At 58.3% G+C, this 22,847-nt stretch carries 22 protein-coding genes; 12 read left to right on the top strand and 10 right to left on the bottom strand.

From position 1 onward, the window contains the following. The first annotated feature begins 9 nt into the window (after positions 1 to 9). Entirely contained in the window at positions 10 to 591 is a 582-nt protein-coding gene (locus CAURIC_RS07545; RefSeq protein WP_156963618.1) for a hypothetical protein, read from the top strand. Positions 592 to 696: 105 nt separating this feature from the next. On the opposite strand, the gene CAURIC_RS07540 is transcribed toward CAURIC_RS07545, so the two are convergent. Then, positions 697 to 2,283 (bottom strand): succinic semialdehyde dehydrogenase, encoded by a 1,587-nt coding sequence (locus tag CAURIC_RS07540; protein ID WP_035116180.1) that lies wholly within the window; start codon positions 2,281 to 2,283, stop codon positions 697 to 699. 302 nt (positions 2,284 to 2,585) lie between these two features. Between CAURIC_RS07540 and CAURIC_RS07535 the strand changes: the two genes are divergently transcribed. Continuing rightward, positions 2,586 to 3,494, top strand: a complete 909-nt coding sequence (locus CAURIC_RS07535) for a Bax inhibitor-1/YccA family protein (RefSeq protein WP_265913998.1) — start codon at positions 2,586 to 2,588, stop codon at positions 3,492 to 3,494. Positions 3,495 to 3,876: 382 nt separating this feature from the next. Here CAURIC_RS07535 and greA read toward each other — a convergent pair whose 3' ends face one another. Next, positions 3,877 to 4,398: a transcription elongation factor GreA gene (gene greA, locus CAURIC_RS07530; protein WP_070434693.1), complete on the bottom strand. Its 522-nt coding sequence runs from the start codon at positions 4,396 to 4,398 to the stop codon at positions 3,877 to 3,879. Between the two features lie 408 nt (positions 4,399 to 4,806). Further along, complete coding sequence (locus tag CAURIC_RS07525; RefSeq protein ID WP_235700850.1) at positions 4,807 to 5,322, bottom strand: DUF4307 domain-containing protein; 516 nt, start codon at positions 5,320 to 5,322, stop codon at positions 4,807 to 4,809. Between the two features lie 102 nt (positions 5,323 to 5,424). Between CAURIC_RS07525 and mca the strand changes: the two genes are divergently transcribed. From mca to CAURIC_RS07510, 3 genes are all read left to right on the top strand, one after another. After that, entirely contained in the window at positions 5,425 to 6,297 is an 873-nt protein-coding gene (mca, locus tag CAURIC_RS07520; protein ID WP_035116182.1) for a mycothiol conjugate amidase Mca, read from the top strand. A 60-nt stretch (positions 6,298 to 6,357) separates the two neighbouring features. Further along, on the top strand, positions 6,358 to 6,915 hold the full coding sequence (locus CAURIC_RS07515; RefSeq protein WP_265913844.1) for a hypothetical protein: 558 nt from the start codon (positions 6,358 to 6,360) through the stop codon (positions 6,913 to 6,915). Between the two features lie 81 nt (positions 6,916 to 6,996). Beyond that, positions 6,997 to 7,767, top strand: a complete 771-nt coding sequence (locus tag CAURIC_RS07510) for an isoprenyl transferase (RefSeq protein WP_035116218.1) — start codon at positions 6,997 to 6,999, stop codon at positions 7,765 to 7,767. 65 nt (positions 7,768 to 7,832) lie between these two features. On the opposite strand, the gene coaA is transcribed toward CAURIC_RS07510, so the two are convergent. Next, positions 7,833 to 8,759, bottom strand: a complete 927-nt coding sequence (gene coaA, locus CAURIC_RS07505; RefSeq protein ID WP_035116185.1) for a type I pantothenate kinase — start codon at positions 8,757 to 8,759, stop codon at positions 7,833 to 7,835. A gap of 180 nt (positions 8,760 to 8,939) precedes the next feature. On the opposite strand from coaA, the gene glyA reads away from it, so the two are divergent. From glyA to CAURIC_RS07490, 3 genes are read left to right on the top strand one after another with little or no spacing between them, the layout of a single operon-like run. After that, positions 8,940 to 10,259, top strand: coding sequence for a serine hydroxymethyltransferase (gene glyA / locus CAURIC_RS07500; protein WP_052095219.1), 1,320 nt, complete (start codon positions 8,940 to 8,942; stop codon positions 10,257 to 10,259). Between the two features lie 59 nt (positions 10,260 to 10,318). Next, positions 10,319 to 11,134 (top strand): enoyl-CoA hydratase-related protein, encoded by an 816-nt coding sequence (locus CAURIC_RS07495; RefSeq protein WP_035116187.1) that lies wholly within the window; start codon positions 10,319 to 10,321, stop codon positions 11,132 to 11,134. Positions 11,135 to 11,146: 12 nt separating this feature from the next. Continuing rightward, on the top strand, positions 11,147 to 11,980 hold the full coding sequence (locus tag CAURIC_RS07490) for a sulfite exporter TauE/SafE family protein (protein WP_035116189.1): 834 nt from the start codon (positions 11,147 to 11,149) through the stop codon (positions 11,978 to 11,980). A 78-nt stretch (positions 11,981 to 12,058) separates the two neighbouring features. On the opposite strand, the gene CAURIC_RS07485 is transcribed toward CAURIC_RS07490, so the two are convergent. From CAURIC_RS07485 to CAURIC_RS07475, 3 genes are all read right to left on the bottom strand, one after another. Next, entirely contained in the window at positions 12,059 to 12,316 is a 258-nt protein-coding gene (locus CAURIC_RS07485) for a metal-sensitive transcriptional regulator (RefSeq protein WP_035116191.1), read from the bottom strand. A gap of 180 nt (positions 12,317 to 12,496) precedes the next feature. Then, a complete protein-coding gene (locus tag CAURIC_RS07480; RefSeq protein ID WP_035116193.1) occupies positions 12,497 to 13,672 on the bottom strand; it encodes an acyl-CoA dehydrogenase family protein in 1,176 nt (391 codons plus the stop codon). 688 nt (positions 13,673 to 14,360) lie between these two features. Next, the gene (locus tag CAURIC_RS07475) at positions 14,361 to 14,705 is read right to left on the bottom strand and encodes a DUF5997 family protein (RefSeq protein WP_290183423.1); all 345 of its coding nucleotides are present in this window, start codon (positions 14,703 to 14,705) and stop codon (positions 14,361 to 14,363) included. Between the two features lie 110 nt (positions 14,706 to 14,815). Between CAURIC_RS07475 and CAURIC_RS07470 the strand changes: the two genes are divergently transcribed. The 4 genes from CAURIC_RS07470 to CAURIC_RS07455 all read left to right on the top strand — a co-directional run bounded on the left by CAURIC_RS07470 (position 14,816) and on the right by CAURIC_RS07455 (position 18,526). Then, a complete protein-coding gene (locus CAURIC_RS07470; protein ID WP_235700852.1) occupies positions 14,816 to 15,442 on the top strand; it encodes a LysR family transcriptional regulator substrate-binding protein in 627 nt (208 codons plus the stop codon). Between the two features lie 141 nt (positions 15,443 to 15,583). Continuing rightward, complete coding sequence (locus CAURIC_RS07465; RefSeq protein ID WP_290182336.1) at positions 15,584 to 16,228, top strand: LGFP repeat-containing protein; 645 nt, start codon at positions 15,584 to 15,586, stop codon at positions 16,226 to 16,228. A gap of 240 nt (positions 16,229 to 16,468) precedes the next feature. Further along, positions 16,469 to 17,842, top strand: coding sequence for an RNA 5'-3' helicase PhoH2 (gene phoH2, locus CAURIC_RS07460; RefSeq protein ID WP_265913848.1), 1,374 nt, complete (start codon positions 16,469 to 16,471; stop codon positions 17,840 to 17,842). Positions 17,843 to 17,956: 114 nt separating this feature from the next. Further along, positions 17,957 to 18,526 (top strand): GNAT family N-acetyltransferase, encoded by a 570-nt coding sequence (locus CAURIC_RS07455; protein WP_035116197.1) that lies wholly within the window; start codon positions 17,957 to 17,959, stop codon positions 18,524 to 18,526. Positions 18,527 to 18,750: 224 nt separating this feature from the next. On the opposite strand, the gene CAURIC_RS07450 is transcribed toward CAURIC_RS07455, so the two are convergent. The 3 genes from CAURIC_RS07450 to CAURIC_RS07440 all read right to left on the bottom strand — a co-directional run bounded on the left by CAURIC_RS07450 (position 18,751) and on the right by CAURIC_RS07440 (position 22,766). Continuing rightward, complete coding sequence (locus CAURIC_RS07450) at positions 18,751 to 20,415, bottom strand: MDR family MFS transporter (RefSeq protein ID WP_425474820.1); 1,665 nt, start codon at positions 20,413 to 20,415, stop codon at positions 18,751 to 18,753. Continuing rightward, complete coding sequence (locus CAURIC_RS07445) at positions 20,378 to 21,193, bottom strand: TetR/AcrR family transcriptional regulator (RefSeq protein WP_052095220.1); 816 nt, start codon at positions 21,191 to 21,193, stop codon at positions 20,378 to 20,380. The genes CAURIC_RS07450 and CAURIC_RS07445 overlap by 38 nt, the downstream gene beginning before the upstream one ends. A gap of 169 nt (positions 21,194 to 21,362) precedes the next feature. Then, complete coding sequence (locus tag CAURIC_RS07440) at positions 21,363 to 22,766, bottom strand: class II fumarate hydratase (RefSeq protein WP_035116200.1); 1,404 nt, start codon at positions 22,764 to 22,766, stop codon at positions 21,363 to 21,365. Between the last annotated feature and the right edge of the window lie 81 nt (positions 22,767 to 22,847).

Raw genomic sequence — 22,847 nt, 5'->3', positions numbered from 1 at the left:
ATTGCGGTTGTGCTAGGCCTCACCAGTCTGGCGGCCCACTTCTGGGGAGCATTCACCTTAGAACTGGATTTGGTCTCTAGCGTAAACGGAAGGTCCGTCGTTATTGGTGAATTAACTGGTTATGTCGGCGTATTCGTGATTGCAGCAGAAACCTGCAGACCGCACGGAACATGGGAAATGGGGTGGCGTAGAAGCCAATATCGAGCCGTTGTTAGCGGTGCCGTGCTTCTTGCCACCGGCACAATCCCCTCGTTGATCTGTGCACACTCCTTGGTGGAAGAATTCGGCGTAGAAGTTCGCTGGTGGGTACCACTTCTAAATGCGCTGATCATTAGTGCGGTGACACTTCTTAGTTCTCGGGTCATCGCCAGCCCCCACTTCCTTGCTGTGCCACTGGCCATCATCGTGGTGATATTGACAGCCCAGACACTTCATGTTCCTGGCTCGGAACGTGTGTTTTTAGCAGGATACAACCCCCAAATTTCCCCGGGTGTTAACTATTGGATTGTATTCACAGTTGCCGCGTTACTGCTTAGCTGTATACCAATCGGCAGTATCGATCGCCTTGTGAAAACCGCAGGCTATCGTTAACGCGATAGACCAGCTAAGGGTGCTTGGAAGGGGGGTTTGCACCAGCTAGGTAGCTTATCCCCCGCACCTTGGCTGCGCGGGGCGCCCCACCCCCGGTTCCTCGGACTAAGGCAGAACCTTGAAAGCCTTACCCAGCAGCAGTGCCTTTGACATCACGGCAGCGTACGTCTTGCGCTTTAGGCTCTCCGGGCCGCGGAAGTACATGAAGCGCTGCTCGGAAATGTTTTGGGAGGCGGTGTACTTGATCAGTCCTTCTTCGCCATGGCGGTGGGACACGCCGGATTCCTTGCGACCCCCCATCGGGTTATCGATCGCGGCCCATGCGGTGGTGTAGCCATCGTTAATGGCCACCGAGCCGGCTTCGACATGCGGTGCCACACGCCACGCGGTCTCGGAAGAACCGAAAACGGAAGCATTCAACCCGTAGGTTGTGTCATTGGCCTTCTCGATGGCCTCGTACACATCTTCTACCGGCTCGATGTACACCACGGGGCCGAAGACTTCCTCAGTGCGCAATAGTGCGTCCTCTGGAACATCGGTCAGGACGGTTGGTTCGTAGAAGTAAGGGCCCAGGTCAGGACGGTGGCGACCGCCGGCGACGATGGTGGCTCCCTTGTCGCGGGCATCTTCCACGTACTTCGTTACGGTATCCAGTTGTTGCTGGGAGGCAAGCGACCCCATCTGGACCTCCCACTCGAATCCCGGCCCGATGGACATGGCCTTAACCGCGTCGCTGAACTTACCGACGAATTCCGAATAGGTATCCCGCTCCACGTAAATACGCTCAATCGAGACACACAACTGGCCGGAGTTCGAGAAGCACGCATCAAGGGCTCCGCGAACGGTGTAATCCATCTTTGCATCATTCGCGATGATCAGCGGGTTCTTACCACCCAGCTCAGCGGAGTATCCCACCAGGCGACGGCCCATCGTCTCACCCAGGATCTTGCCCGTTGCCGTGGAGCCCGTGAACATCAGGAAATCACATTGCTCGGAAATTGCGGTGCCCACCACCCGGCCCGAACCGGTAACCAGCTGCACGAGATCGCGGGGCAGCCCGGCGTCGAAAAGAAGTTTGAAGGCCAACAGGGCAGTAAAAGGAGTGTTGGAATCCGGCTTAGCAACTACGGCGTTGCCGGCCAGAAGGGCCGGAATGGCATCACCGATGCTGAGGGACAGCGGGTAGTTCCACGGCGAAATCTGACCAACCACGCCCAAAGGGTGGCGGTATTCGCGCGACTTGATCATGACGGGCATGGCCGCACGGCGTTTGCGTGGGGACATGAACTTTTCGGCGTGATTAGCGTAGTAACGCGCGTTGTTGGCGATGTCCAGGACCTCATCGAACGCGCTGGGGCGGTTCTTGCCGGTTTCTAGCTGGATCATATCCGTCACCAGCTCGCGATTACGCAGCAGCAGGTCGTGGAAGCGCAAGAAAATGCGCTTGCGCTCAGAAAACGGAACGTGCACCCACGAACGCTGTGCGCGACGGGCGACGGCGAAGGCTTCGGTTACATCCTCTTCGGTACCTTTGCCAACCCACGAGATCTGCTCGCCGGTGAAAGGGGTCTCGATAGTTTGTGTATCGCCGGATGGGTCGAGATTGTTGTGCCGAGTATTTACTGTCAGATTGCGCAGCTCAGTTGCTAGCTCTTCGGGCAGGGGGCCAACGGATAGTCGCTTAGGTGTCATGTTGTGCACATTACCTAACTATCGACCCCCCGCGGTGGAATCTGACGATACGCTTTGCCTATTTTTATCTCTTTGTGGGTCGACGCCACGCGCCGCTCCCACCAGCGCTCCTCTGCACTTTCCGGGGATCCGTGGCGAAGAGGTTCACAAGAAAACCCCGGAGATGCGGGAACTAAATCGCCACGTCAATCGTTACACTGGACGTAAGGTTCTTCGATCATAAGATTTTTTGATCGCAAGAACAGTGGAACATGTACTGACCAGCAGATCCACTGTAAACAGAGACTCAGAAAGTGAAGATGATGAAAACTTCCAATCCGTTTATGGGGTCGCTAGCCAAGAACACGAGCCAGCACCCCTTCGCTCAATCCGGGCAGCAAGGGGGACAGGGACAGCAGGGGTTTAACCCAGCCAACCCCTACGCAACCTCGGCCTACGGCGCTACGCAAACCGCTACCGTGCACCAGGGTATGGACAACGTTCAACACTCTCCGAACTTCGGTGCAGCCGGTGTTTCCGACCGCCCCATGACTGTGGATGATGTTGTCGCGAAGACCAGCATGACGTTGGGTGTGATCATCGCCTTCGCGATCGTGGAGTACTTCCTGTTCAGCATGGAGTCCGCTCTGGCGCCGATCCTGTTCTTCGTGGGCATGATCGGCGGCCTTATCACCGTCATGGTGGCTACCTTCGGCAACAAGTATGGTTCTGCTGCAGTGACCTTGATCTACGCAGCATTTGAGGGTTTGTTTGTCGGTGGTTTTAGTTGGATCGTGGCGAACGTTGCGGTCAGCGGCGTGAATGCCGGCGCGTTGATCTCCCAGGCGATCCTGGGAACCATCGGTGTGTTCGTCGGCATGCTCTTCGTCTACAAGTCCGGTGCCATTCGCGTGACCCCGAAGTTCACACGCTTCATGGTGGGAGCGATGATCGGTGTGCTGGTTCTTGCCCTGGGTAACCTCGTGTTTGCCCTGTTCACCGATGGTGCGGGCCCACTGCGCGATGGTGGTCCTATCGCCTGGATCTTCTCCTTGGTCTGCATCGGCCTGGCAGCTATGAGCTTCCTGCTGGACTTCGACCAAGCCGATCGCCTGATCCGCTCTGGTGCTCCATCCAAGACGGCATGGGGCGTGGCTCTGGGCCTGGCCGTCACCTTGGTCTGGCTGTACACCGAGATCCTGCGCATGCTCTCGTACTTGCAAAACGATTAGTGCGCCGGTGGGGACGAGCGAGCGTGTCGCTTAGCGAACACCACGGCTCGTCTGCGTGAGGCCTAGCGTGCTCAGCGATGAGAGTGCGTGAGGCCTAGCGTGCTCGGCGATGAGAGTGCGTGAGGGGCTTAGCGTGCTCGGCGATGAGAGTGCGTGAAGCTTCGCGTGAACGTTGCCGAGCGAACACGACGACTAGCCACCACAGCGAATGAAAGGGAGGGTGCCCACCGCGGTTGCGGTGGGCACCCTCCCTTTGTGCGCGCTAGCCTGCGCTCAACCGATCAAGTCTGCGGCGCTGCCGAACAGTATCATGCCTCCCAATGGGGTGGGGTTTATCCGCCTACTGGGGACGACAGGGCGGGGTATATGACCGAGATGGTGCTTACTGCTGATCGCGGGGGATATCCAGATCGGGGTCGTATGGCTCAGCCGAAACGATCGTGACCTTGACGGTATCGCCGTTTGGAGTCTGGTACTCGCGGGATTCGCCCACCTTTGCACCAACGATGGCCGCGCCCAGCGGGGCGTCGGTGGAGTAGGTCTCCAAATCGGGGTTGGAGGACTCAAGGCCGCGGGTACCGATCAGGAAGGTCTCCTTATCGTCCTCGTCATCGTCATAGTAGACGTGGATGACGGAGCCGACCAGGGCCACACCGGACTCCTGCGGGGCCTCGCCGATGGTGGCGTTGTCCAGCAGCTCTTCTAGGTAAGCAATGCGGGCTTCTTCCTGGCCTTGTTGCTCACGAGCAGCGTGGTACCCACCGTTTTCCTTGAGATCACCCTCTTCGCGGCGCTCGTTGATCTCAGCTGCCAGAACCGGACGGTTCTCCTTCAAGGCCGTGAGTTCAGCGTTCAGGCGGTCGTAAGATTCTTGGGTAAGCCAGTTCGTCTGGTTATCAGCCATGGTATGTGCCTTCCTAGTGTTCGAGGGCTATGTGCGTGGGCGCTATTGCGTTGATCGATGGTATCGCCACGATCATGTGCACAGTGAGGTTATGTCTAATACGGGTCTAAAGGTAGCAGGGTAATGCATGCTCCTGCATCCACGGTGTACCCACAACGGAGCTATACGGTGTTGTCGTCAACATACGCTGCGGTTGGTCATCATCAATCACCGTGGCCTGCCGTCAACATACGCTGCGGTTGGTCATCATCAAACGCTGTAGCTCGCTAGGCGCAAAACGCAGTGGTGGCCCCGCGGTGAAACGTCGCACCGCCAACCGTAGAAAACTCTCGCGCTAAAGCTTCGGAGGTTAACGCTCAACCCGCAGTGAGACGTCGCAACGCCAACCGTAGAAAATGCCCGTGCCCTTTAGCCCTGCAGGTGCGTGGGGATGGTCGAGGAACAACCGTAGACGGTCGCTGCGTAGGCTTCCTTGCGGGTATTGATTTCTACCTGCCAACGCGTAACTTCCGCTCCGCCAGCGGGGATCAAGAATTCCCGGCGGCCAACCTCGTTTTTGTCGTAGTCCAGTGCGGTCACAATGCAGTACGCCGGTTTCGAGGCATCAGAGCGAGTGACGTCCACGCTCATGCTGAGTTGTTCCGCGGAGACAACCTTGCCACCCGATTCCACCGCCGTGACATCCGCCGAGGTGGTGTTGAGGAATTGCGAGACAATGTAAATCGCTGCAGCAACGAGAATCGCCAGCAACACTACGACCATCAAGCGACCGGCAAATTTGTTGGAGCGTTCGTTGCCGTAGCGCTCGTCCATTTTCTTCGCCTGACTTTGGCGGTAACGGGCGGCTTTGGGGACAGCGGAGTTCGAGCGCTCGCGAGGGTCTGGGGAATTCACTGCATCCATGATGGCTCCATCGTAACCCACGGGGAATGCTTCCTACGTTCTACCTGCAGCCTGTCGGTCGTTTCAGAATGTTCCCGGCAGCAGAGTAAGTTTGTAACGGTATAACGATCGGATTGGAGAATTGTGAATACCTACCGTTTGCTGGCTATTCATGCGCACCCCGATGACGAATCGAGCAAGGGTGCAGCCACCATGGCCCGTTACATTGATGAGGGCCATCGCGTGAAGGTGCTCACCTGCACGGGCGGCGAACGCGGCGACATCCTCAATCCATCGATGGAGCCGGTCGAAGATATCGTCCCCGTCCGTAAAGAAGAGATGGCAAAAGCTGCCGGCATCCTCGGCGTGGAACACGAATGGTTGGGATACGTCGATTCGGGCCTGCCCGAAGGTGACCCGCCGCCACCATTGCCGGATGGTTGCTTTGCGCTCGAGGATACTGACGAGGTTACCCAGCGCGTGGTGAAAGTTGTGCGCGATTTCCGCCCCCACGTCATCATCACCTACGACGAAAACGGAGGATACCCACACCCGGATCACATCAAGGTACACGCGGTATCCATGCGTGCATGGGAAGCCGCCGCCGATCCCAGTTATCACCCAGAACTCGGTGAGCCCTGGGAGATCAAAAAGCTCTACTACACCCACGGTTTCATTCGGCAGCGTTTTGAACTTCTGGCCGACGCCCTCGCGCACCGCGGAGTCGAACTCCCCGGGTCGGTCGTGCAGTTCTTAAGCTTTACGAAGAGGTTTCCAGACATCCTGAACCGCGTAACCACTCGGGTGAATGTCGGTGATTGGTTTGAACGGCGGGATGATGCCCTTCGTGCTCACGCGACCCAAGTTGATCCGCAAGGCCAGTTCTTCATCGGCGATCCTGATATCCAACGCGAAATCTGGCCGACGGAAGAGTTTGAGCTCGCCGAAACCCGCGTTCACACCGAACTACCCGAAGATGATTTGTTTGCCGGCCTAGCCAGCGACGACAATGCTTAAGTAGCAAGCACCGCCTAATACCAACCCTGATGCTTTCGCTGTAAGGAATGATTGCACCCCATGAACACCCTCACCCTCAGCGCACTGCCACTAGTGGATGCGCCATCTGCCGTGCCTGCGTCCATCAACTTCGGCACCAACCAGACCGGTAGTTTTGCTCCAATGGAGGGCATCCAAACGTGGGTTGTTGCCCAAGCCGAAAAATCGGGCCCAATGGGAGCAGAATTTGGCAAAGCAGCACCTGTAGGGCTGTTTGTTATTGTCGCGCTTTTGCTGGTCGTACTTCTGCTGGGGTTCGCTATGAACAAGCGAATCCGTCGCATGGAGCGCCGCCGGGCTTTTGCCGATAAGCACGGCATCGACCTGTTCGATACCGAAACCTTGGAGCGACGGATGAAGGAGGAAGGGTTCGACGAAACCGCTGGGCGCTCCGCAATGTTCGCCCGCACTGAGGTGCCCGTCACTGATGAGCGTTTCGAACCCTCATCTGGCACCCTCACCGGCCCTGCTGCCATCGATGCGGAACGGCATGCCCGACCTCACCGCGATGGGGACAGCTCAACCGAGCGTGGGGATAATGCAACTGATCTCGGGGGTACCCCCGAAGATCGTCGGTGACACGGCGGTCTCAACAGGCAAGTAAGACCCTAATGGGATTGCGTCCCAAATACCGTGGAGAAGCACAGTAAGATCGGTGCCGTGAAAAAGATCCCGCGATTGCTGTACCCAGCTTATGAAGCGCAACTCGCCCGCGAGTTGCGCGATAAGCCGCAGCCTCAACACGTCGCCATCATGGCTGACGGCAATCGTAGGTGGGCCCGGGAAAACGGTTTCACTGACGTATCCCACGGCCACCGCGTGGGTGCACAGAAAATCGCCGAGCTCTGTTCGTGGTGCGATGAGCTAGGCATTCCGAACGTCACGGTCTATCTACTGTCCACCGAAAACCTCAAGCGCAGCGAGGAAGAACTGTCGTTACTTTGCGATATCATCGGTGAAGTCTCCGAAGAACTGGCCGGTCACGAGTCCGATTTTCGTTTGCGCTGCGTAGGCCAGCTCGATTTGTTGCCCGAAGCGCTGCGGACTCGCCTGCAAAAAAACCAAGAACTCACCAAGGATCACACCGGCGTACGCGTAAACATTGCGGTGGGCTACGGGGGCAGGCAGGAGATTGTCGACGCCGTGCAGCAGCTGGTACGGCAACTGGCTGGGCGCGGGGTTCCAGCTGAAGACATTGCTTTCCAGATCACCGCAGAGGCGCTGGGGGAGCACATGTATACCTCGGACCAACCGGATCCGGACTTGGTGATCCGCACGTCTGGGGAACAGCGGCTGTCCGGCTTTTTGCTTTGGCAGTCGGCCTATTCGGAAATCTGGTTCACGGATACTTATTGGCCGGCATTCCGCAGAGTCGATTTTTTGCGTGCCCTTCGCGAATACTCCCAGCGTCACCGCCGCTTCGGCTTGTGACGGCATGGCGCGGGGCGGCGTCGGGATAAAAAGGCGCTGTGGGCCCACTATGCGGAACAGCCCTACTAAATCTTGCGCATGCGCACCTTTTGCACCGAGTGATCGGCACCCTTGCGTAGCACTAGAGAGGCGCGCACGCGGGTGGGCAGTACATTTTCCATGAGGTTGGGAAGGTTCACAGTCTGCCAGATCTCACGAGCAATGACGGTGGCTTCCTCGTCCGTGAGCTCCGCGAAGTGGTGGAAGTGGGCGCGCGGGTCCTTGAACGCAGTGTTCTTCAGTCGCAAGAAGCGATCGATGTACCAGTCCTCGACGTCCTCGCGCCGGGCATCGACGTAGACAGAAAAATCGAAGAGGTCCGAAACCATCAGGGTAGGCCCTGTCTGCAGTACGTTAAGGCCTTCCAAAATGAGGATGTCAGGGGCATCTACGGTGATGTATTCTCCCGGGATGCGGTCGTAAGCCTCGTGCGAATACACGGGGGCCTTCACATTACGGGTGCCGGACTTCACCCGTGTGACAAAATCCAACAGAGCTGCCTGATCGTAGGATTCTGGGAAACCCTTGCGGTGCAAAATCCGGCGTCTTTCAAGCTCGGCAGTGGGGAGGAGGAAACCATCGGTGGTGACGAGATCCACGTTTGGTGAAGATTCCCAACGCTGCAACAGAACCTGAAGCACACGGGCAGTAGTTGATTTGCCGACTGCCACGGAGCCAGAGACGCCGATGATGTACGGAATGGGTGGAACGGGTTCCCCCAAGAAGGTCTCCGTGACCTGGTTGAGCCGGCGGTGGGCCTGTACACGCAGATTGATGAGACGCGACAACGGCAGGTAGACCTCGGAGACCTCTTCGAGGTCGATCTCATCGCCGATGCCGCGAAGCTGCTCCAGTTCATCCTCGGTAAGGACTTGGGGCATGGACTTGCGCAGTTTTCGCCACTGCTCGCGGTCCAGCTCAATGTAGGGGCTGGGGGAACTCATAGGACACATTGTGCACGGTCGGGTCCTAATTCTGAAATGACTGTTAAGCCTGGTGGGGTGGTGGCGCATGATGTGCGGAGGCAAGGGTGATTGGGAGGGGGCGATGCGGGTGCAAAACGCCGGTGTTATAGCAGACCAGCTAGACTGAACTAGTCGCAAAAAGCATCAATTGAAAGGCTCTTCAGACACATGACTTCTCCGTCCAATTCCGCCGCGGGCAATAACGCCCGTCAGCACAATACTCCGCTGGCTGAGCTCGATCCCGAGGTTGCACAGGCGCTCGCTGGTGAATTGGGGCGCCAGCGTGGCACCCTGGAGATGATTGCCAGCGAAAACTTCGTGCCACGTGCGGTGTTGCAGGCACAAGGATCCGTGTTGACGAACAAGTACGCGGAAGGCTACCCCGGCCGCCGTTACTACGGTGGCTGTGAGCACGTGGATGTTGTCGAGGACCTAGCGCGTGACCGTGCTAAGGCCGTCTTTGGTGCAGAGTTCGTCAACGTTCAGCCCCACGCTGGTGCGCAGGCCAACGCTGCGGTTCTTATGGCCCTGGCGAACCCTGGTGACAAGATCATGGGTCTGTCCCTCGCTCACGGTGGGCACCTGACCCACGGTATGCACTTGAACTTTTCCGGCAAGCTCTACGAGGTTGCTGCATACGAGGTTGATCCAGAGACCATGCGCTTGGACATGGACAAGATTCGCGAGCAGGCCTTGGCGGAGAAGCCACAGGTTCTGATCGCTGGTTGGTCCGCCTACCCGCGCCACCAGGACTTCGCGGCCTTCAAGTCCATCGCGGATGAAGTTGGGGCGAAGTTGTGGGTTGATATGGCCCACTTCGCTGGTTTGGTTGCCGCTGAGTTGCACCCATCCCCGGTTCCACACGCAGATGTGGTTTCCACCACCGTGCACAAGACGCTGGGCGGACCGCGTTCGGGCATGATTTTGGCGAAGCAGGAGTGGGCTAAGAAGCTCAACTCCGCAGTGTTCCCTGGCCAGCAGGGCGGTCCACTCATGCACGCTGTGGCCGCGAAGGCAGTGGCTATGAAGGTGGCGCAGACCGATGAGTTCCGCGATCGTCAGGCCCGCACCCTGGAAGGCGCCAAGATCTTGGCCGAGCGGTTGACTGCCCAGGATGCCAAGGATGCAGGTGTGCAGGTTCTCACCGGTGGCACGGATGTGCACTTGGTTCTGGCTGATCTGCGCAATTCCGAACTGGATGGTCAGCAGGCGGAGGATCTGCTGCACGAGGTTGGCATCACGGTCAACCGCAACGCCGTGCCTTTCGACCCACGCCCACCGATGGTCACTTCCGGTTTGCGAATCGGCTCTTCAGCGCTAGCTTCGCGCGGTCTGGATGCCGCAGCGTTTACCGAGGTAGCCGACATCATCGGTACCGCTCTTTCCGCTGGTAAAAGCGCCGATACCGCGGCTCTGCGCCAGCGCGTGGAGAAGGTCGCAGCTGACTTCCCACTGTACGAAGGCCTCGAGGACTGGAAGCTGGTTTAGCTTCCGCGTTCCGGTGTGAGCGCCCAGCCGTGTCTGGTTGGGCTGGTAGCGTGTGATACATGACAAACTCGCTCGTCCAGGTGCGCACGGAAGACGGTGTGCGCACCATCACCATTCATCGTCCGGAAGCGTACAACAGTCTCAATAAGGACCTACGCCTTGCACTCAAGGACGCGTTCGCTGAGGCCGCCCGCGATGCCGGCGCACCCCGAGCAGGAGAAGATACCGAGTCGCCAGCTGTGCGCGCCGTTGTGGTGCGCGCCGAGGGGAAATCCTTCTGCACTGGGCAGGATCTCAAGGAACAACTGGAACACATGAAGACCGGTGCGGGCATGGGCAAAGTGGTTGAGGAATACAACCCGATGATGGCCGCACTGCTCTCCATCCCGGTACCCGTGATCGCTGAGATCGCAGGCCCAGCCGCTGGCGCTGGCTGGGCGATCGCCATGGCCTGCGATCTGCGTTACATGTCCACGCAGGCTTCCTTCAAAGCTGCTTTCACTGGCGTGGGCTTAGCTGCGGATTCGGGGTTATCGGAATCCCTGGTGCAACGCTTGGGCCGCTCCAAGGCCCTCGAAGTGCTACTTCTTGACGAAAAAATCGACGCGCCGCGGGCACAGAGCTTGGACCTTGTCACCGGGGTGGTTGAGCCCCAAGATTTGCGTGAGACGGTGGCCAGCGTGGCGTCGAAATTCGCAAAGGGCCCGACCGCCGCCTACAAGGAGATGAAGGGGCTGGTGACCCGCGCCGACCTAGTTGAAAATGCCGCGGCGGCTGAAGCCGACGCGCAGGCGCGACTGGCCAAGACCGCAGACCACCTAGAGGCCATCACCGCGTTCGTCGAAAAGCGCCCTGCTGACTACCGCGGAATCTAAAGGGAGGGCGCGGTGCTACTGGGAATTGCTGGTGGCTTGGCCATCGGGCTTCTCATGGGGCTACTCGGCGGTGGCGGGGCCATTTTGGCCATCCCACTGTTCGTGTACGGCCTGCGCATGGAGCACACCCAGGCTGTGGTGGCCTCCCTCGCCGTTGTGGCGGTGGGGGCCGTTGTCGGTGGGGCGACTCACCTGCGGCAGGGGCACGTGCTGGTCCCTCGCGGGGTCGCCTTTGGTGTGCTGGGCATTGTCGGCTCGGTGGCTGCAACCTCCGTGGCGCATCGCGTTTCCGGTGCCCACTTTATGCTGTATTTCGCGGCGTTGTTGGTTCTTGTCGCCGTTCTGATGTTGCGGGGTGTCTGGAGCTCTAGGCAAGGGTTTACCGACGCCACGCCACGCACTACAACAACCACCTCTGGGGCTGGCGCCGTTGCCACGGCAGTGGGTAGCCAGGCGTATTCCTACAGATCAACGTGGATACCCGACCGGCCGGTGTTGTTTGCCAGCGCGGCCGTCGCCGTGGGATTTCTGACGGGATTCTTTGGTGTGGGCGGTGGTTTCCTCATTGTGCCCGCGTTGACGATGGCCTTGGCTCTGCCAATGCAAAAGGCGGTGGGGACATCCCTGTTGGTGATTTTCATTAACACGGTGGTCGCCCTGGTGCTTCGGGGCGACCAGATTCTGCTTGTGGACATCCCGACTGTCGCCCCGGTGATGGCGATGGTGATCGTGGGGGTTTTGTCCGGTGCGGCGTTCTCCTCGAAAGTGCCCGCGCGTGCGCTGCGGGCGGCCTTTGGGGTGTTCTTAATCAGCATTGCGGCGTACGTGGCGCTGGTGGAGGCATAGCGGGGCCGGGGTGTTAGGGTCCTGCAGTCACTGTCGCCACTTAAGACGGTCGGGGGGGCTGTGCGGACTGGAGATTTTCTAAGCCAGGCTGAGAAACATTTTTTCCAGCTTGGCTGGGTCCATGTCAGGATTATCGGATGCCAAGCATTCCTGTAGGCCAGTGGCCACGATGTTGAAACCCGCGCGGTCGATCGCTTTAGATGCGGCCGCGAGTTGGGTGACGATGTCTTGGCAATCGCGTTCTTCTTCTATCATGCGAATGACGGCATCTAGTTGGCCTCGTGCCCGCTTGAGGCGGTTGAGTGCGGGAGTGAGGGTTTCAGGATCGAGTTTCATGCGGATGACATCCTTCCTCGATGGTCGGCGCGTGAAAAATAGTCTATCTACCGATCAAACGGCAGGCTGAGCGTTTCGTGCTTGTACTCGAGCGAATATACCCTGCAGGGTAAAATAAGTGAAGAAAAAGAAGAACGCCCCCAACCTGAATCAACAGGTGAGGGGCGTGGGGGAGGGTGACTACTGGTCGCCCTTGGCTAGACGGCGAGAGATGATCTCGATCATGATTTCGTTCGGGCCACCGTAGATTGGCTGGACGCGGGAGTCCAGGTAGTGGGTAGCGATTGGGTACTCCATCATGAAGCCGTAACCACCATGCATCTGCAGAGCCTTATTAACGACCTCAATCTGTAGCTCGGTGGTGTGGTACTTAGCCATGGCACCGGTAACCTCGTCGAGCTTGCCCTCGACCTTTTCCATGATGGCTGCATCCACGAAGGACTGTGCGGCCTGGATAGCGGTAGCCATCTTAGCCAGCTCCCATCGGTATGCCTGGTGGTCAACCAGACGGTTGCCGAAGGTCTTGCGGTCCTGGGAGTGCTTGTAAACCAAGTCGAACGCACGGCGGGAGGTAGCGATGGAACCGACGGCGATGGACAGGCGCTCCTGAGCCAGGTTGGTGCGCAGGTAGCCGAAAGCAGCGCCCTCTTCGCCCAGCAGGTTCTCCTTCGGAATGCGAACGTCCTCGAAGGACAGCTCGGCGGTGTCCTGAGACTTCAAGCCGACCTTCTTCAGAGGGCCGGTCTTGGTGTAACCCTCCATGCCATCTTCGATGATCAGCATGGAAACGCCAGCGCGACCTGCTTCTGGGTTGGTGACGGCGACAACGAGGGTGAAGTCAGCCTGAACGCCATTGGAGATGAAGGTCTTAGAGCCGTTGAGGATGTAGTCGCCGTTGTCGTCCTTGCGTGCGAAAGAACGGATGCCAGCGAGGTCAGCGCCTGCGCCAGGCTCGGTCATTGCCAGAGCGGCGATCTTGTCGCCAGCGCACAGTGGTTTGAGGAAGCGCTCCTTCTGGTCATCGTTGCCGAACCGGGTGAGGTATGGGATTACCAGGTCGTTGATGGTCTGGATGCCCACGATGACGGAGCCGGAGTCTGCATTTGCGAGCTCCTCAGACAGGATCGCGTTAAACCGGTAGTCGTCGCCCATTCCGCCGCCGCCGAACTCTTCTGGGGCCATAACGCCCAGGAGGCCCTGCTGGCCGGCCTTCTTGTAGAGATCGCGGTCGCAGTAGCCTTGGTCGTGCCAACGCTCAACGTTCGGGCGAACCTCTGCCTCGACGAATGCGCGGCAGGCCTCGCGGAACATGTTGTGCTCTTCTTCGAAGATGGTACGTGGCAGGTAGTTCTTCATTGCTTCCTCCGAGAGGTGATAGTCAAACGTGCGCAAGAGTTTTATTTTGCACACGGTAACGGTGTGGGCCAGATACGAACGTTACTTAAAGTGTGACGTGCGTCTCTGATTGTTTATAAACATAGTAACGCCTTTAAAAAGCAATGTCAGATACGCGTTGCATCATTTAGGGGGTAAGTGGGGGTGGGGTGTCAATTAAAAAACAAAAATGTTGCGAAAATATTGACACCTGAACTGAGGGTTGGCTAACCTGACGTTGTGTCACAGGCTAGTCACCTGGGGCGCACTGCAGTTGTGGATTCCTATCCATTCATTCGAGTAGCTTGCCAGCGGGCTTCTTCTCCTCGTTGAAGAGCGCACTCGTGTGCCGATTGTCGTTAGAATTACCTCCTCATGCGCGGCAGTCGGAGCCAAGGGAACTTGGCGGAGCGTGGATAGATCGAAAAAGAACTCAGTTCGCACGGGGTTGCCGGCAGACTCGTCACCTGTCGGGAACCATGACAAACCAGCACGATGTCATCGCACCGCGATGCGAAGGTGGTGGAGGTCAGTGCGTAACCGGGTGGTTCTGAGGCTCGTCACCTTGAGGACCAAAGGCGGGGTATCAGCAACAATCGTTGCTGATACCCCGCCTCTTTCGTTGTCCTGTTTGGCTTTCCTGCTTGGAGCTCTCGCGGTGCTGTCGGGTTTAGCCCTCCTGCTTGGAGCTCTCGCCACGTTCTTCTCTCTGCTGGGCCAAGCTCAGCCGAGCTTGCCGCAACCAGTCGGGCTGGTCCTCCAGCAACGCCTTGATCTCCGTCGTGGTGAGCGGCTTATCCATCTGATTGTTCTTCAGGGCCGTGATAGTGATGCCCAAACGGCGAGCAACCTCCGGGCGAGGATGCGGCCCTTCTCGGCGCAGTTCCTGCAACCATTCTGGCGGCTTAATTTGGTAGCTGACGAAATCCTCGTGGGAAAGAGGAGAATTCTGGAATTCCGCCGGGGCTGCCGGCAGGTAGATACCCAGTTTTTTAGCCGCGGTCATGGGCTTCATGGGTGGTCCGGACTTCTTTGAGCGCGATGCTGCTGAGGCGCCCTCGGTCTGTGGGGTAGCGGAATTTCCGCTTTCTGCGTTAGTCACACCCCCACTTTAAGATGTTGATCATGCCTCAACAATTCTTGCGCGTTGTCTATAGTCCCGGGGTGCAGCCCGATAAGTGGTTCAACCGGTATGACGAGCGCATTCCCAGCTGGAAGATCGCATCGGCGCAGGCGGATGACCCACTCAAATACGTCCAGGCGGGCGCAGCCGATGTTGCCATTGTGCGGTTGCCGAGTGCGGAACAAGGGGGCGTCGGCGGGAAAGAGAGTGACCTGCACGAAGTGCGATTGTACGACGAACAGCTAGGAGTTGCTGCGCCAAAGGATCACCCGTTGAAGGTCGTGGAGAGTGCGACGTTGGTGGATGTCGAGGATGAGGTAATTAATGCAGAACCTGACGCACAGGGCCGGGTCGATCTGGCGAAGGTCCGCGAAGGATTGCAGGTGGTGGCGGCCAATGTGGGGGTGGTCATTGCGCCGCGCCCCCTTCTGCGAGCGATTAACCAGCCAGGGGTTGTGCATCGGGATCTTTTCGACGCCCCTCGCGTAGGCGGGACACGCGTTGCGTTGGTGTGGAGGAAAGACAGGGACGCCGATGAGGTGCAGGATTTTGTAGGGATTTGCCGGGGGAGAAAAGCGGGTAGTTCGCGCCAGGTGGGTGCGAAGGGAAAGCGTAAAAGGAAAGGCTGAGAGCGGAAAACGGGTGGCTACTACCTCAGGGAACGTTGGTTAAGAGTTGATAACAATATAGATTGAGACCCCACCGGGCCCTGAGAATTCGGTAGGAATGGTGACGGTTCAACGAAAGACGACGAAAGAAGAGGATTAACCATGAACGTACGTCGTAAGTTTGCCGCAATTGCTGCTGGATCTGCACTGCTGCTGGGCGCAGCTGCGTGTTCCGATGACGCGCAGAATGATGCGAAGAACAAGGCCAATGAGGCCACCAGCGCTGCTGGTGAGGCTGCTGGTTCTGCTACGTCCGCAGCTGGTTCCGCAATGGAGTCCGCTACGTCCGAGTCCGATAAGGATGACAAGGACGACGACGCCATGACTGGCGCAAAGAAGACCGATGCCGACGATGCCGATGACAAGAATGGCGACGCGGATGACATGGGCGGGTCCGACGATGAGAAGGATCTGCCCGCTGAAATCAAGACCGCTTGGGATAACGCAGGTGGCAAGGCAGGTGCCTTCGGAATGCTGAAGGACGTGGACGAGGACGATAACAACGTCCTAGCTACGTTTGAAAAGGGTTGGATGACCTACTCCAAGGACACTGGTGCTGTGCCATTGAAGGGCAAGATCGGTGAGACCTGGGCGAAGGAAGGTGGCTTGGACAACAAACTGGGACTGCCAACCGCACCTGAGAAGGGCGATGCTGGTTCTGGCTGGACCCAGTCCTTCCAAAATGGTGTGCTGAAGTGGGCTAAGGATGCCTCTGGTACGTTCACTGCAACGACGATGAATCGCTAAGTCGATTCCCCGTCGCATGTAAAAGTCTCACCTTTAAGTGAGACTTGATTCCCCCGACTGCGGGGAGGGAAAGCCCTCCTCATGGTCGGGTTTCCTGCGTCTCAGGGGAGTTAACTAGTTATTCATCTTTCACACATGTAATTTCCACTGGCGCCTTCTAGCTTCGGGTGGTGGACAGGTTGGGTCGCCACAGCGCGACCAACACCCCGACTAGATCCCGTTAAGAGGAGTTTTGCCTCCATGACACTGCCAGCCAACACCACCGTCCACACACCAGTAGCTTCGGCTTCACAAGCAGCAGAGCAGGGGGTGAAGACTTATGTTCTGGATACGTCCGTGTTGCTTTCTGATCCATGGGCGCTACTGAAGTTCGCAGAACACCGGATTATCCTGCCGGTTGTGGTGATCAGTGAATTGGAAGGAAAACGTCATCACCCCGAGCTGGGATGGTTTGCACGCCAATCCCTAGGGTTGTTGGAGGACTTTCGTCACTCCACCGGGCGCTTGGATGTTCCGACCACAGTGAATGACGAAGGTGGAACCGTGCACGTGGAGCTCAACCACATCGACCAGTCGATCCTGCCCAGCGGCCTGCGTGGCGAGGACAATGATCACCGCATTCTGGCATGTGCCCTCAACCTGCGCGCAGAGGGCCACGACGTCACGCTGGTGACGAAGGACGTACCGCTGCGAGTGAAAGCAGGCGCGGTGGGATTGGATGCCGACGAATACCATGCTCAAGACGTGGTCCTCACAGGTTACAAGGGCATGGCCCGCGCAGAAGTCCCGTCCCACCTCATTGATGAGCTGTACGAAACAGCGGAGGTCGAACTCACGGGTGCGCTTACCGTCGACGGGGAAGAAGTTGACGAGTTACCCATCCACTGCGGCTTGCAACTAACTGCGGGCAGCCAATCCGCGCTGGCCCGCACGACCGGTGATGGTTGGGCGCGTCAAGTGCCGGCAGACCTGGAGGTCTTCGGCATTCGCGGTCGCAGTGCTCAGCAACGCATCGCCCTAGATCTATTGCTCGACGAAGAGGTCGGCATTGTATCGCTCGGCGGTTCGGCAGGTACGGGTAAGTCTGCACTCGCCCTATGCGCGGGTCTGGAAGCGGTGATGGAACGCGGTACGCATCGCAAAATCGTTGTATTCCGGCCACTGTATGCCGTGGGTGGGCAAGACTTGGGATACCTGCCCGGCAGCGAATCAGACAAAATGAACCCATGGGCTCAGGCGGTATACGACACTCTCGAGGGAGTGGTCAGCGAAAATGTACTCGAGGAAATCGACGCGCGCGGGATGCTGGAAGTCCTGCCACTCACTCACATTCGTGGCCGTAGCTTGAACGACAGTTTTGTCATCGTTGATGAAGCACAATCCCTCGAGCGCAACGTGTTGTTGACCGTGCTATCCCGCCTAGGCCGGAATTCTCGCGTGGTTCTGACCCACGATGTGGCGCAGCGAGACAACCTTCGCGTGGGTAGGCACGACGGCATACAGGCGGTGATCGAGAAGCTCAAAGGCAACCCACTATTCGCACATATCACCCTCACCCGCTCCGAACGATCCCGGGTCGCGGAATTGGTAACCGACTTGTTGGAAAAAGGCTAGCCAAAGATGGGCTGGCTGATGGGCAGCGGGGCGTCGGTTAAAAAAGTGACCTCGGGTGCACTCACACCGGCGCCAAGTGGCGGTGCCCACCACCCATAGGGCACAATTTTTGGCATGACATCCGCTCAGGACAGATCATTTGATATTCGGCCGATGACGGAGCGCGACTATCCGCAAGTCCGCGACATTCTCCAGGCCGGAATGGATACCGGTCAGGCGACTTTTGAAGGAGAGGCGCCCGACTGGTTGGGATTTTCACACCATCGCATCATGGATTTAGCGTTCGTGGCTGTGGACGGAGACAAGGTCCTCGGTTGGATCACCGCCACGCCCGCGAGCCATCGCGAAGTCTTTCGCGGTGTTATCGAGGATTCGATCTACGTTTCCGCCGATGCCAAGGGGCGCGGAGTGGCCGGCAGCTTGCTGGATTACTTGATTAGCGACGCCGAATCGCAAGGCTACTGGGCTATGCACTCCAGCATTTTCCCCGAGAACGAATCCTCCGTGAAGCTCCACGAATCGCGTGGTTTCCAGAAAGTCGGAATCCTGCACTCCATGGCGCAGATGACGTACGGCCCGAAGAAGGGCAAGTGGCGCCACAACCTGATTATGGAGAAGGTGCTGGAAAAGGGGCCGGCGTGGGGACAGTACAAGGACGAAGAGGCCGCGGGTGAGTTGCTGTAGCGAAGCAGCGACCTGAGCGCCGTGAGTGGCACGACGTCACACAAAAAGAGAGGCCGCGGGTGAGTTGCCGTAGCGAAGCAGCGACCTGAGCGCCGTGAGCAGCACGACGTCACACGACAAGAGAACAAGGCCAGCGTGACGAGCTGTTCTAGCTAGAAACAGTCGTCCCCGCTGGCCTTCAATGTTGACCGGTGCTAGGTCTAGCGACTTGACCGGTGCTAGGTCTAGCGAATTGTCTCCTTGAGGTTGTCCTGACGGACGAACACCATGATTAGCGCGGCCAACAAAACGATGGGGGTTAAGCCGGCGAGGATTGGTGCCAGTGCATCGTTGTAGCTGGTTACAATCACTTCCGCTAACGGCGCGGGCAGCTGGTGTACATGCCCTGGGGTGAGGTTTGACAATCCACCCTGGGCGAACTTCTCAGCGGCCTGAGAACCCGCCGCGCCCATGTCGTGGATCGCGTGGGGCATACGCTCGGTAATGAAATTGCCCACGCGGTGCGTAAACAAACTACCAATAATGGCCGCGCCCAGTGTGCCACCGATTTGGCGGAAGAAGTTATTGGATGCGGTCGCCACGCCCACGATAGCGATGGGGAAGGTATTCTGCACGATCAACACCAGCAGTTGCATCACGAAGCCCAGCCCGATACCCATAATGGCCAGAACAATCCCCAGCTTCACTAGGGAATCGTGGGCCTTCAACGTGCCCATGCCGGCCAGTGCGATGGATACGATCACTAGGCCGATGATGGGGTAGGACTTATAGTGGCCGGTGGCAGAAACGCGGCGGCCGATCACCGTGGATGTCAGGATCATTCCCGCCATCATCGGGATCATCATCAATCCAGCTGCGGTGGGGGACATGTTGTGCACCATCTGGATGTATGTGGGCAGGTAGGCCAATGTACCGAACATAGCCACACCCACAATCAATCCCGCAGAGGTGGCCAAAACGAAGTTGCGCGCGCGGAAAAGCCCCATCGGAATCAGCGGGTCTTCAGCGCGACGCTCAATGAGTACGAATGCCGCTCCGAAGATCACCGTGGACGCGATCAGCGCTAGGATAAGCGGCGACCCCCAAGGGTGTTCGCGCCCACCCCAGGTGACGAACAGGATCAAGGATGCAGTGGCGATAGTCAACGTGATTGTGCCAGGCCAGTCCAGGTTCGCCCCGGCCCCGCGCCGCGGGATGCGCAGGACAGTAATCACCATGACCAGGGCGAATAGGCCCAATGGAAGGTTGAACCATAGCGCCCAGCGCCATCCTGGACCATCGGTGAAGAAGCCACCTAGCAATGGTCCCAGCACTGATGAGAGACCGAAGACCGCGCCCATCACGCCCATGTATTTACCGCGCTCACGGGCGGGGATCACATCGGCGATGATTGCCTGTGCACCGATCATCAGTCCACCAGCACCCAAGCCTTGGATGCCACGAGCCATAATCATCATGCCCATGTTTTGCGCCAGCGCACCGATGGTGGAGCCGATCAGGAACAAAATGATTGCTGTGATGTACAACGGTTTGCGACCGATCTGATCACCTAGTTTGCCGTTGATAGGCATAGCGATAGTCATCGTGACCATAAAAATGGTGATAACCCAGCTCATCTGGTCCGCACCGCCTAGTTCGCCCACGAGGGTGGGCAGCGCGGTAGAGAAAATCATCTGCCCCAGCGAACTCATCAGCATGCCCAGCATTAGGCACGCGAAAACGAGGGGCACATTGTTGTTTGTCGATTCTGTCCCGCCGGCTGGTGATTGGCTGGGGTGATTCTGCTGGTCTGGCGTGGTTAGCTTCGTGGACACAGCACCTCCTTGGGGGTGGTTGGTGGTTGTTGGTTTTTTATTGTCGACGCCCCGCTGTTGGTCCGCCCCGGTCATCATCTGGTTTCACGTTTTCTGCGATGTTGTGGTGCAAGGAGCTCAGTGCACGCGAGGTGGCGTACGCCCGCTGGGGGTTAACCACGGGCGTTTTTTCTTGGGCGTTCAGCGTGGACGAGGCCCACAGGGTGGAGATAGCGCTGGCTACGATGAGGAACGCTTCCTCGGCTGCGGTGAAGTCTTCGCTGAAACGGCGCTGTTCGGGGAATTTCTGCAGATGCTTGGTGATCGCATCGCCCAGTCTTTGACGGAGGTCCTGAAACCGCGACAGTTTGGCAAGCGCCAATTCAGAGTTGCGTTCCAGGATCAACCCACGGCGGCGGGCAACTTCCTCTGCCAGTTGGGCGTCCAGAACCGTGCCGTCGCAATCGCGGAACTGCTCTGCGCGCCGGGTTAGGAACAGTCCAAACAGTCGGCTTTCCAGTGGTTGGCCCGAACCGTCTTCGGCGGGGGGAGTGTTTTCTAGTTTGTCTAGGTCGTCCTGTGTCAGGGGTGGTGGGGCCACCCCCAGGGCAACGTGGTCTTTGGAATCAAAGTAATTGAAAAATGTGCGGCGGCTTATGTCCGCCGCAGAGCAGATATCTTCCAAGGTTACGGAGGTGTAGGAGCGTTCGAGGAACAGGCGCGTGGCCTCATCCTCGATCCGCAACCGGGTGAGCCTTCGTTTACGTTCGCGCAGACCCATCTGCGCGCAGGGGTCAACGTCTTGCGCTCCAGCGCTAATGCCGGTTGCGTCGCCTTCGGCATCCTCACATACATCTTCGGAAAAATCTTGCACGGGATATAAATTTACACCCAGTGCAAACTTTTGCCAAATGGTACATAAGGTACTGATAGAAGCGGGGGTGCGGAACGTGGCGTCGATAAAAAAGACCCCTACCCCGAAGAGGGGCAGAGGCCAAAGGAGACATAGGTGACGCTACAAAGGCGTTACCGTGTCGAGGTTATTACTTGTCACGGTCGGTGTTGGCCATAGCCAGCACGTCCAAGCGCTTGTCCAGTTCTTCCTCGGAGAGCTTGTCGCCGTCCACGAAGCCCAAGTCGATGACCGTCTGGCGGATGGTCTTGCCCTCCTTCAGCGCGGTCTTGGCGACCTTGGCTGCATTCTCGTAACCAATCGCGGAGTTCAGTGGGGTCACGATGGAAGGGGAGGACTCAGCCTGGGTGCGCATGTGCTCCGCGTTTGGCTCGATGCCGTCGACCAGCTTCTCCGCGAACACGCGGGCGGTGTTAGCCAGCAGCTTGGAGCTCTCCAACACGTTGCGAGCCATCATTGGGATGAACACGTTGAGCTCGAAAGCGCCCTGGGCGCCACCGAAGGCGACCGCTGCGTCGTTGCCGATGACCTGCGCGGCCACCTGCGTTGCGGTCTCGCACAGCACGGGGTTGACCTTGCCTGGCATGATCGAAGAACCTGGCTGCAGGTCTGGCAGGTGGATCTCTGCCAAACCGGTCAGTGGGCCGGAGCCCATCCAGCGGATATCGTTGGCGATCTTGTTCAGGGAGACGGCGATGGTACGCATTGCGCCGGAGAACTCCACCAGGCCATCGCGGTTTGCCTGAGCCTCGAAGTGGTTAACACATTCGCGCAGCTCACTAACACCGGTGAGCTTGACGAGCTCTGCCGTGACCTTCTCACCGAAGTCGGCTGGGGTGTTCAGGCCAGTGCCCACCGCGGTGCCGCCGATTGGCAGCTCACCCAAGCGGGGCAGAGTAGCCTCAATGCGCTCGATGCCGGCCTCGATCTGGCGGGCGTAGCCGGAAAACTCCTGACCCAAGGTCACGGGAACAGCGTCCATGAGGTGGGTACGACCGGACTTGACGATGGTCTCCCACTCCTTGGCCTTGGTGCTGAGGGACTTGTGCAGAACCTTCAGGCCTGGGATGAGGTCCTTGACGGCAGCCTCGGTAGCCGCCACGTGGGTAGCGGTTGGGAAGGTGTCGTTAGAGGACTGGCCCATGTTGACGTGGTCGTTAGGGTGAACCTCCACACCGTTGCTCTTCGCAATGGAGGCGATGACCTCGTTGGTGTTCATGTTGGAGGACGTACCGGAACCGGTCTGGAACACGTCGATGGGGAATTCCGCATCGTGCTTGCCGTCGGCGATCTCCTTAGCAGCGGCAATAATGGCATTGCCCTGCTCGCTGTCCAGCAGGCCACGATCGATGTTCACCTGCGCACATGCGGCCTTCAGGAGGCCCATTGCGCGGATCTGCGCGGACTCAAGTGGGCGGTCGGAAATGGGGAAGTTCTCTACAGCACGCTGGGTCTGTGCGCGCCACAGGGCCTTGGCAGGCACCTTGACCTCACCCATCGTGTCGTGTTCAATGCGAAACTCTTGTTCAGTCATTTGTTGTCCTTTCGGTTGGCAGGATTGGTTTTACGTTCTTTTGTTTTGACGAATCCGTTGGGCGATTCCGTTGGGGGATTC

Source organism: Corynebacterium auriscanis (assembly GCF_030408435.1).
Classification (GTDB): domain Bacteria; phylum Actinomycetota; class Actinomycetes; order Mycobacteriales; family Mycobacteriaceae; genus Corynebacterium; species Corynebacterium auriscanis.
This window is presented reverse-complemented; position numbering and strand designations above follow the sequence as displayed.

Coding starts and splice junctions, on each gene's coding strand:
- CAURIC_RS07540 (WP_035116180.1), bottom strand. CDS start 2,283: ATGACACCTAAGCGACTATCCGTTGGCCCCCTGCCCGAAGAGCTAGCA.
- CAURIC_RS07535 (WP_265913998.1), top strand. CDS start 2,586: ATGAAAACTTCCAATCCGTTTATGGGGTCGCTAGCCAAGAACACGAGC.
- greA (WP_070434693.1), bottom strand. CDS start 4,398: ATGGCTGATAACCAGACGAACTGGCTTACCCAAGAATCTTACGACCGC.
- CAURIC_RS07515 (WP_265913844.1), top strand. CDS start 6,358: ATGAACACCCTCACCCTCAGCGCACTGCCACTAGTGGATGCGCCATCT.
- coaA (WP_035116185.1), bottom strand. CDS start 8,759: ATGTGTCCTATGAGTTCCCCCAGCCCCTACATTGAGCTGGACCGCGAG.
- glyA (WP_052095219.1), top strand. CDS start 8,940: ATGACTTCTCCGTCCAATTCCGCCGCGGGCAATAACGCCCGTCAGCAC.
- CAURIC_RS07495 (WP_035116187.1), top strand. CDS start 10,319: ATGACAAACTCGCTCGTCCAGGTGCGCACGGAAGACGGTGTGCGCACC.
- CAURIC_RS07485 (WP_035116191.1), bottom strand. CDS start 12,316: ATGAAACTCGATCCTGAAACCCTCACTCCCGCACTCAACCGCCTCAAG.
- CAURIC_RS07480 (WP_035116193.1), bottom strand. CDS start 13,672: ATGAAGAACTACCTGCCACGTACCATCTTCGAAGAAGAGCACAACATG.
- CAURIC_RS07475 (WP_290183423.1), bottom strand. CDS start 14,705: ATGAAGCCCATGACCGCGGCTAAAAAACTGGGTATCTACCTGCCGGCA.
- CAURIC_RS07470 (WP_235700852.1), top strand. CDS start 14,816: ATGCCTCAACAATTCTTGCGCGTTGTCTATAGTCCCGGGGTGCAGCCC.
- CAURIC_RS07465 (WP_290182336.1), top strand. CDS start 15,584: ATGAACGTACGTCGTAAGTTTGCCGCAATTGCTGCTGGATCTGCACTG.
- phoH2 (WP_265913848.1), top strand. CDS start 16,469: ATGACACTGCCAGCCAACACCACCGTCCACACACCAGTAGCTTCGGCT.
- CAURIC_RS07455 (WP_035116197.1), top strand. CDS start 17,957: ATGACATCCGCTCAGGACAGATCATTTGATATTCGGCCGATGACGGAG.
- CAURIC_RS07450 (WP_425474820.1), bottom strand. CDS start 20,415: ATGACCGGGGCGGACCAACAGCGGGGCGTCGACAATAAAAAACCAACA.
- CAURIC_RS07440 (WP_035116200.1), bottom strand. CDS start 22,766: ATGACTGAACAAGAGTTTCGCATTGAACACGACACGATGGGTGAGGTC.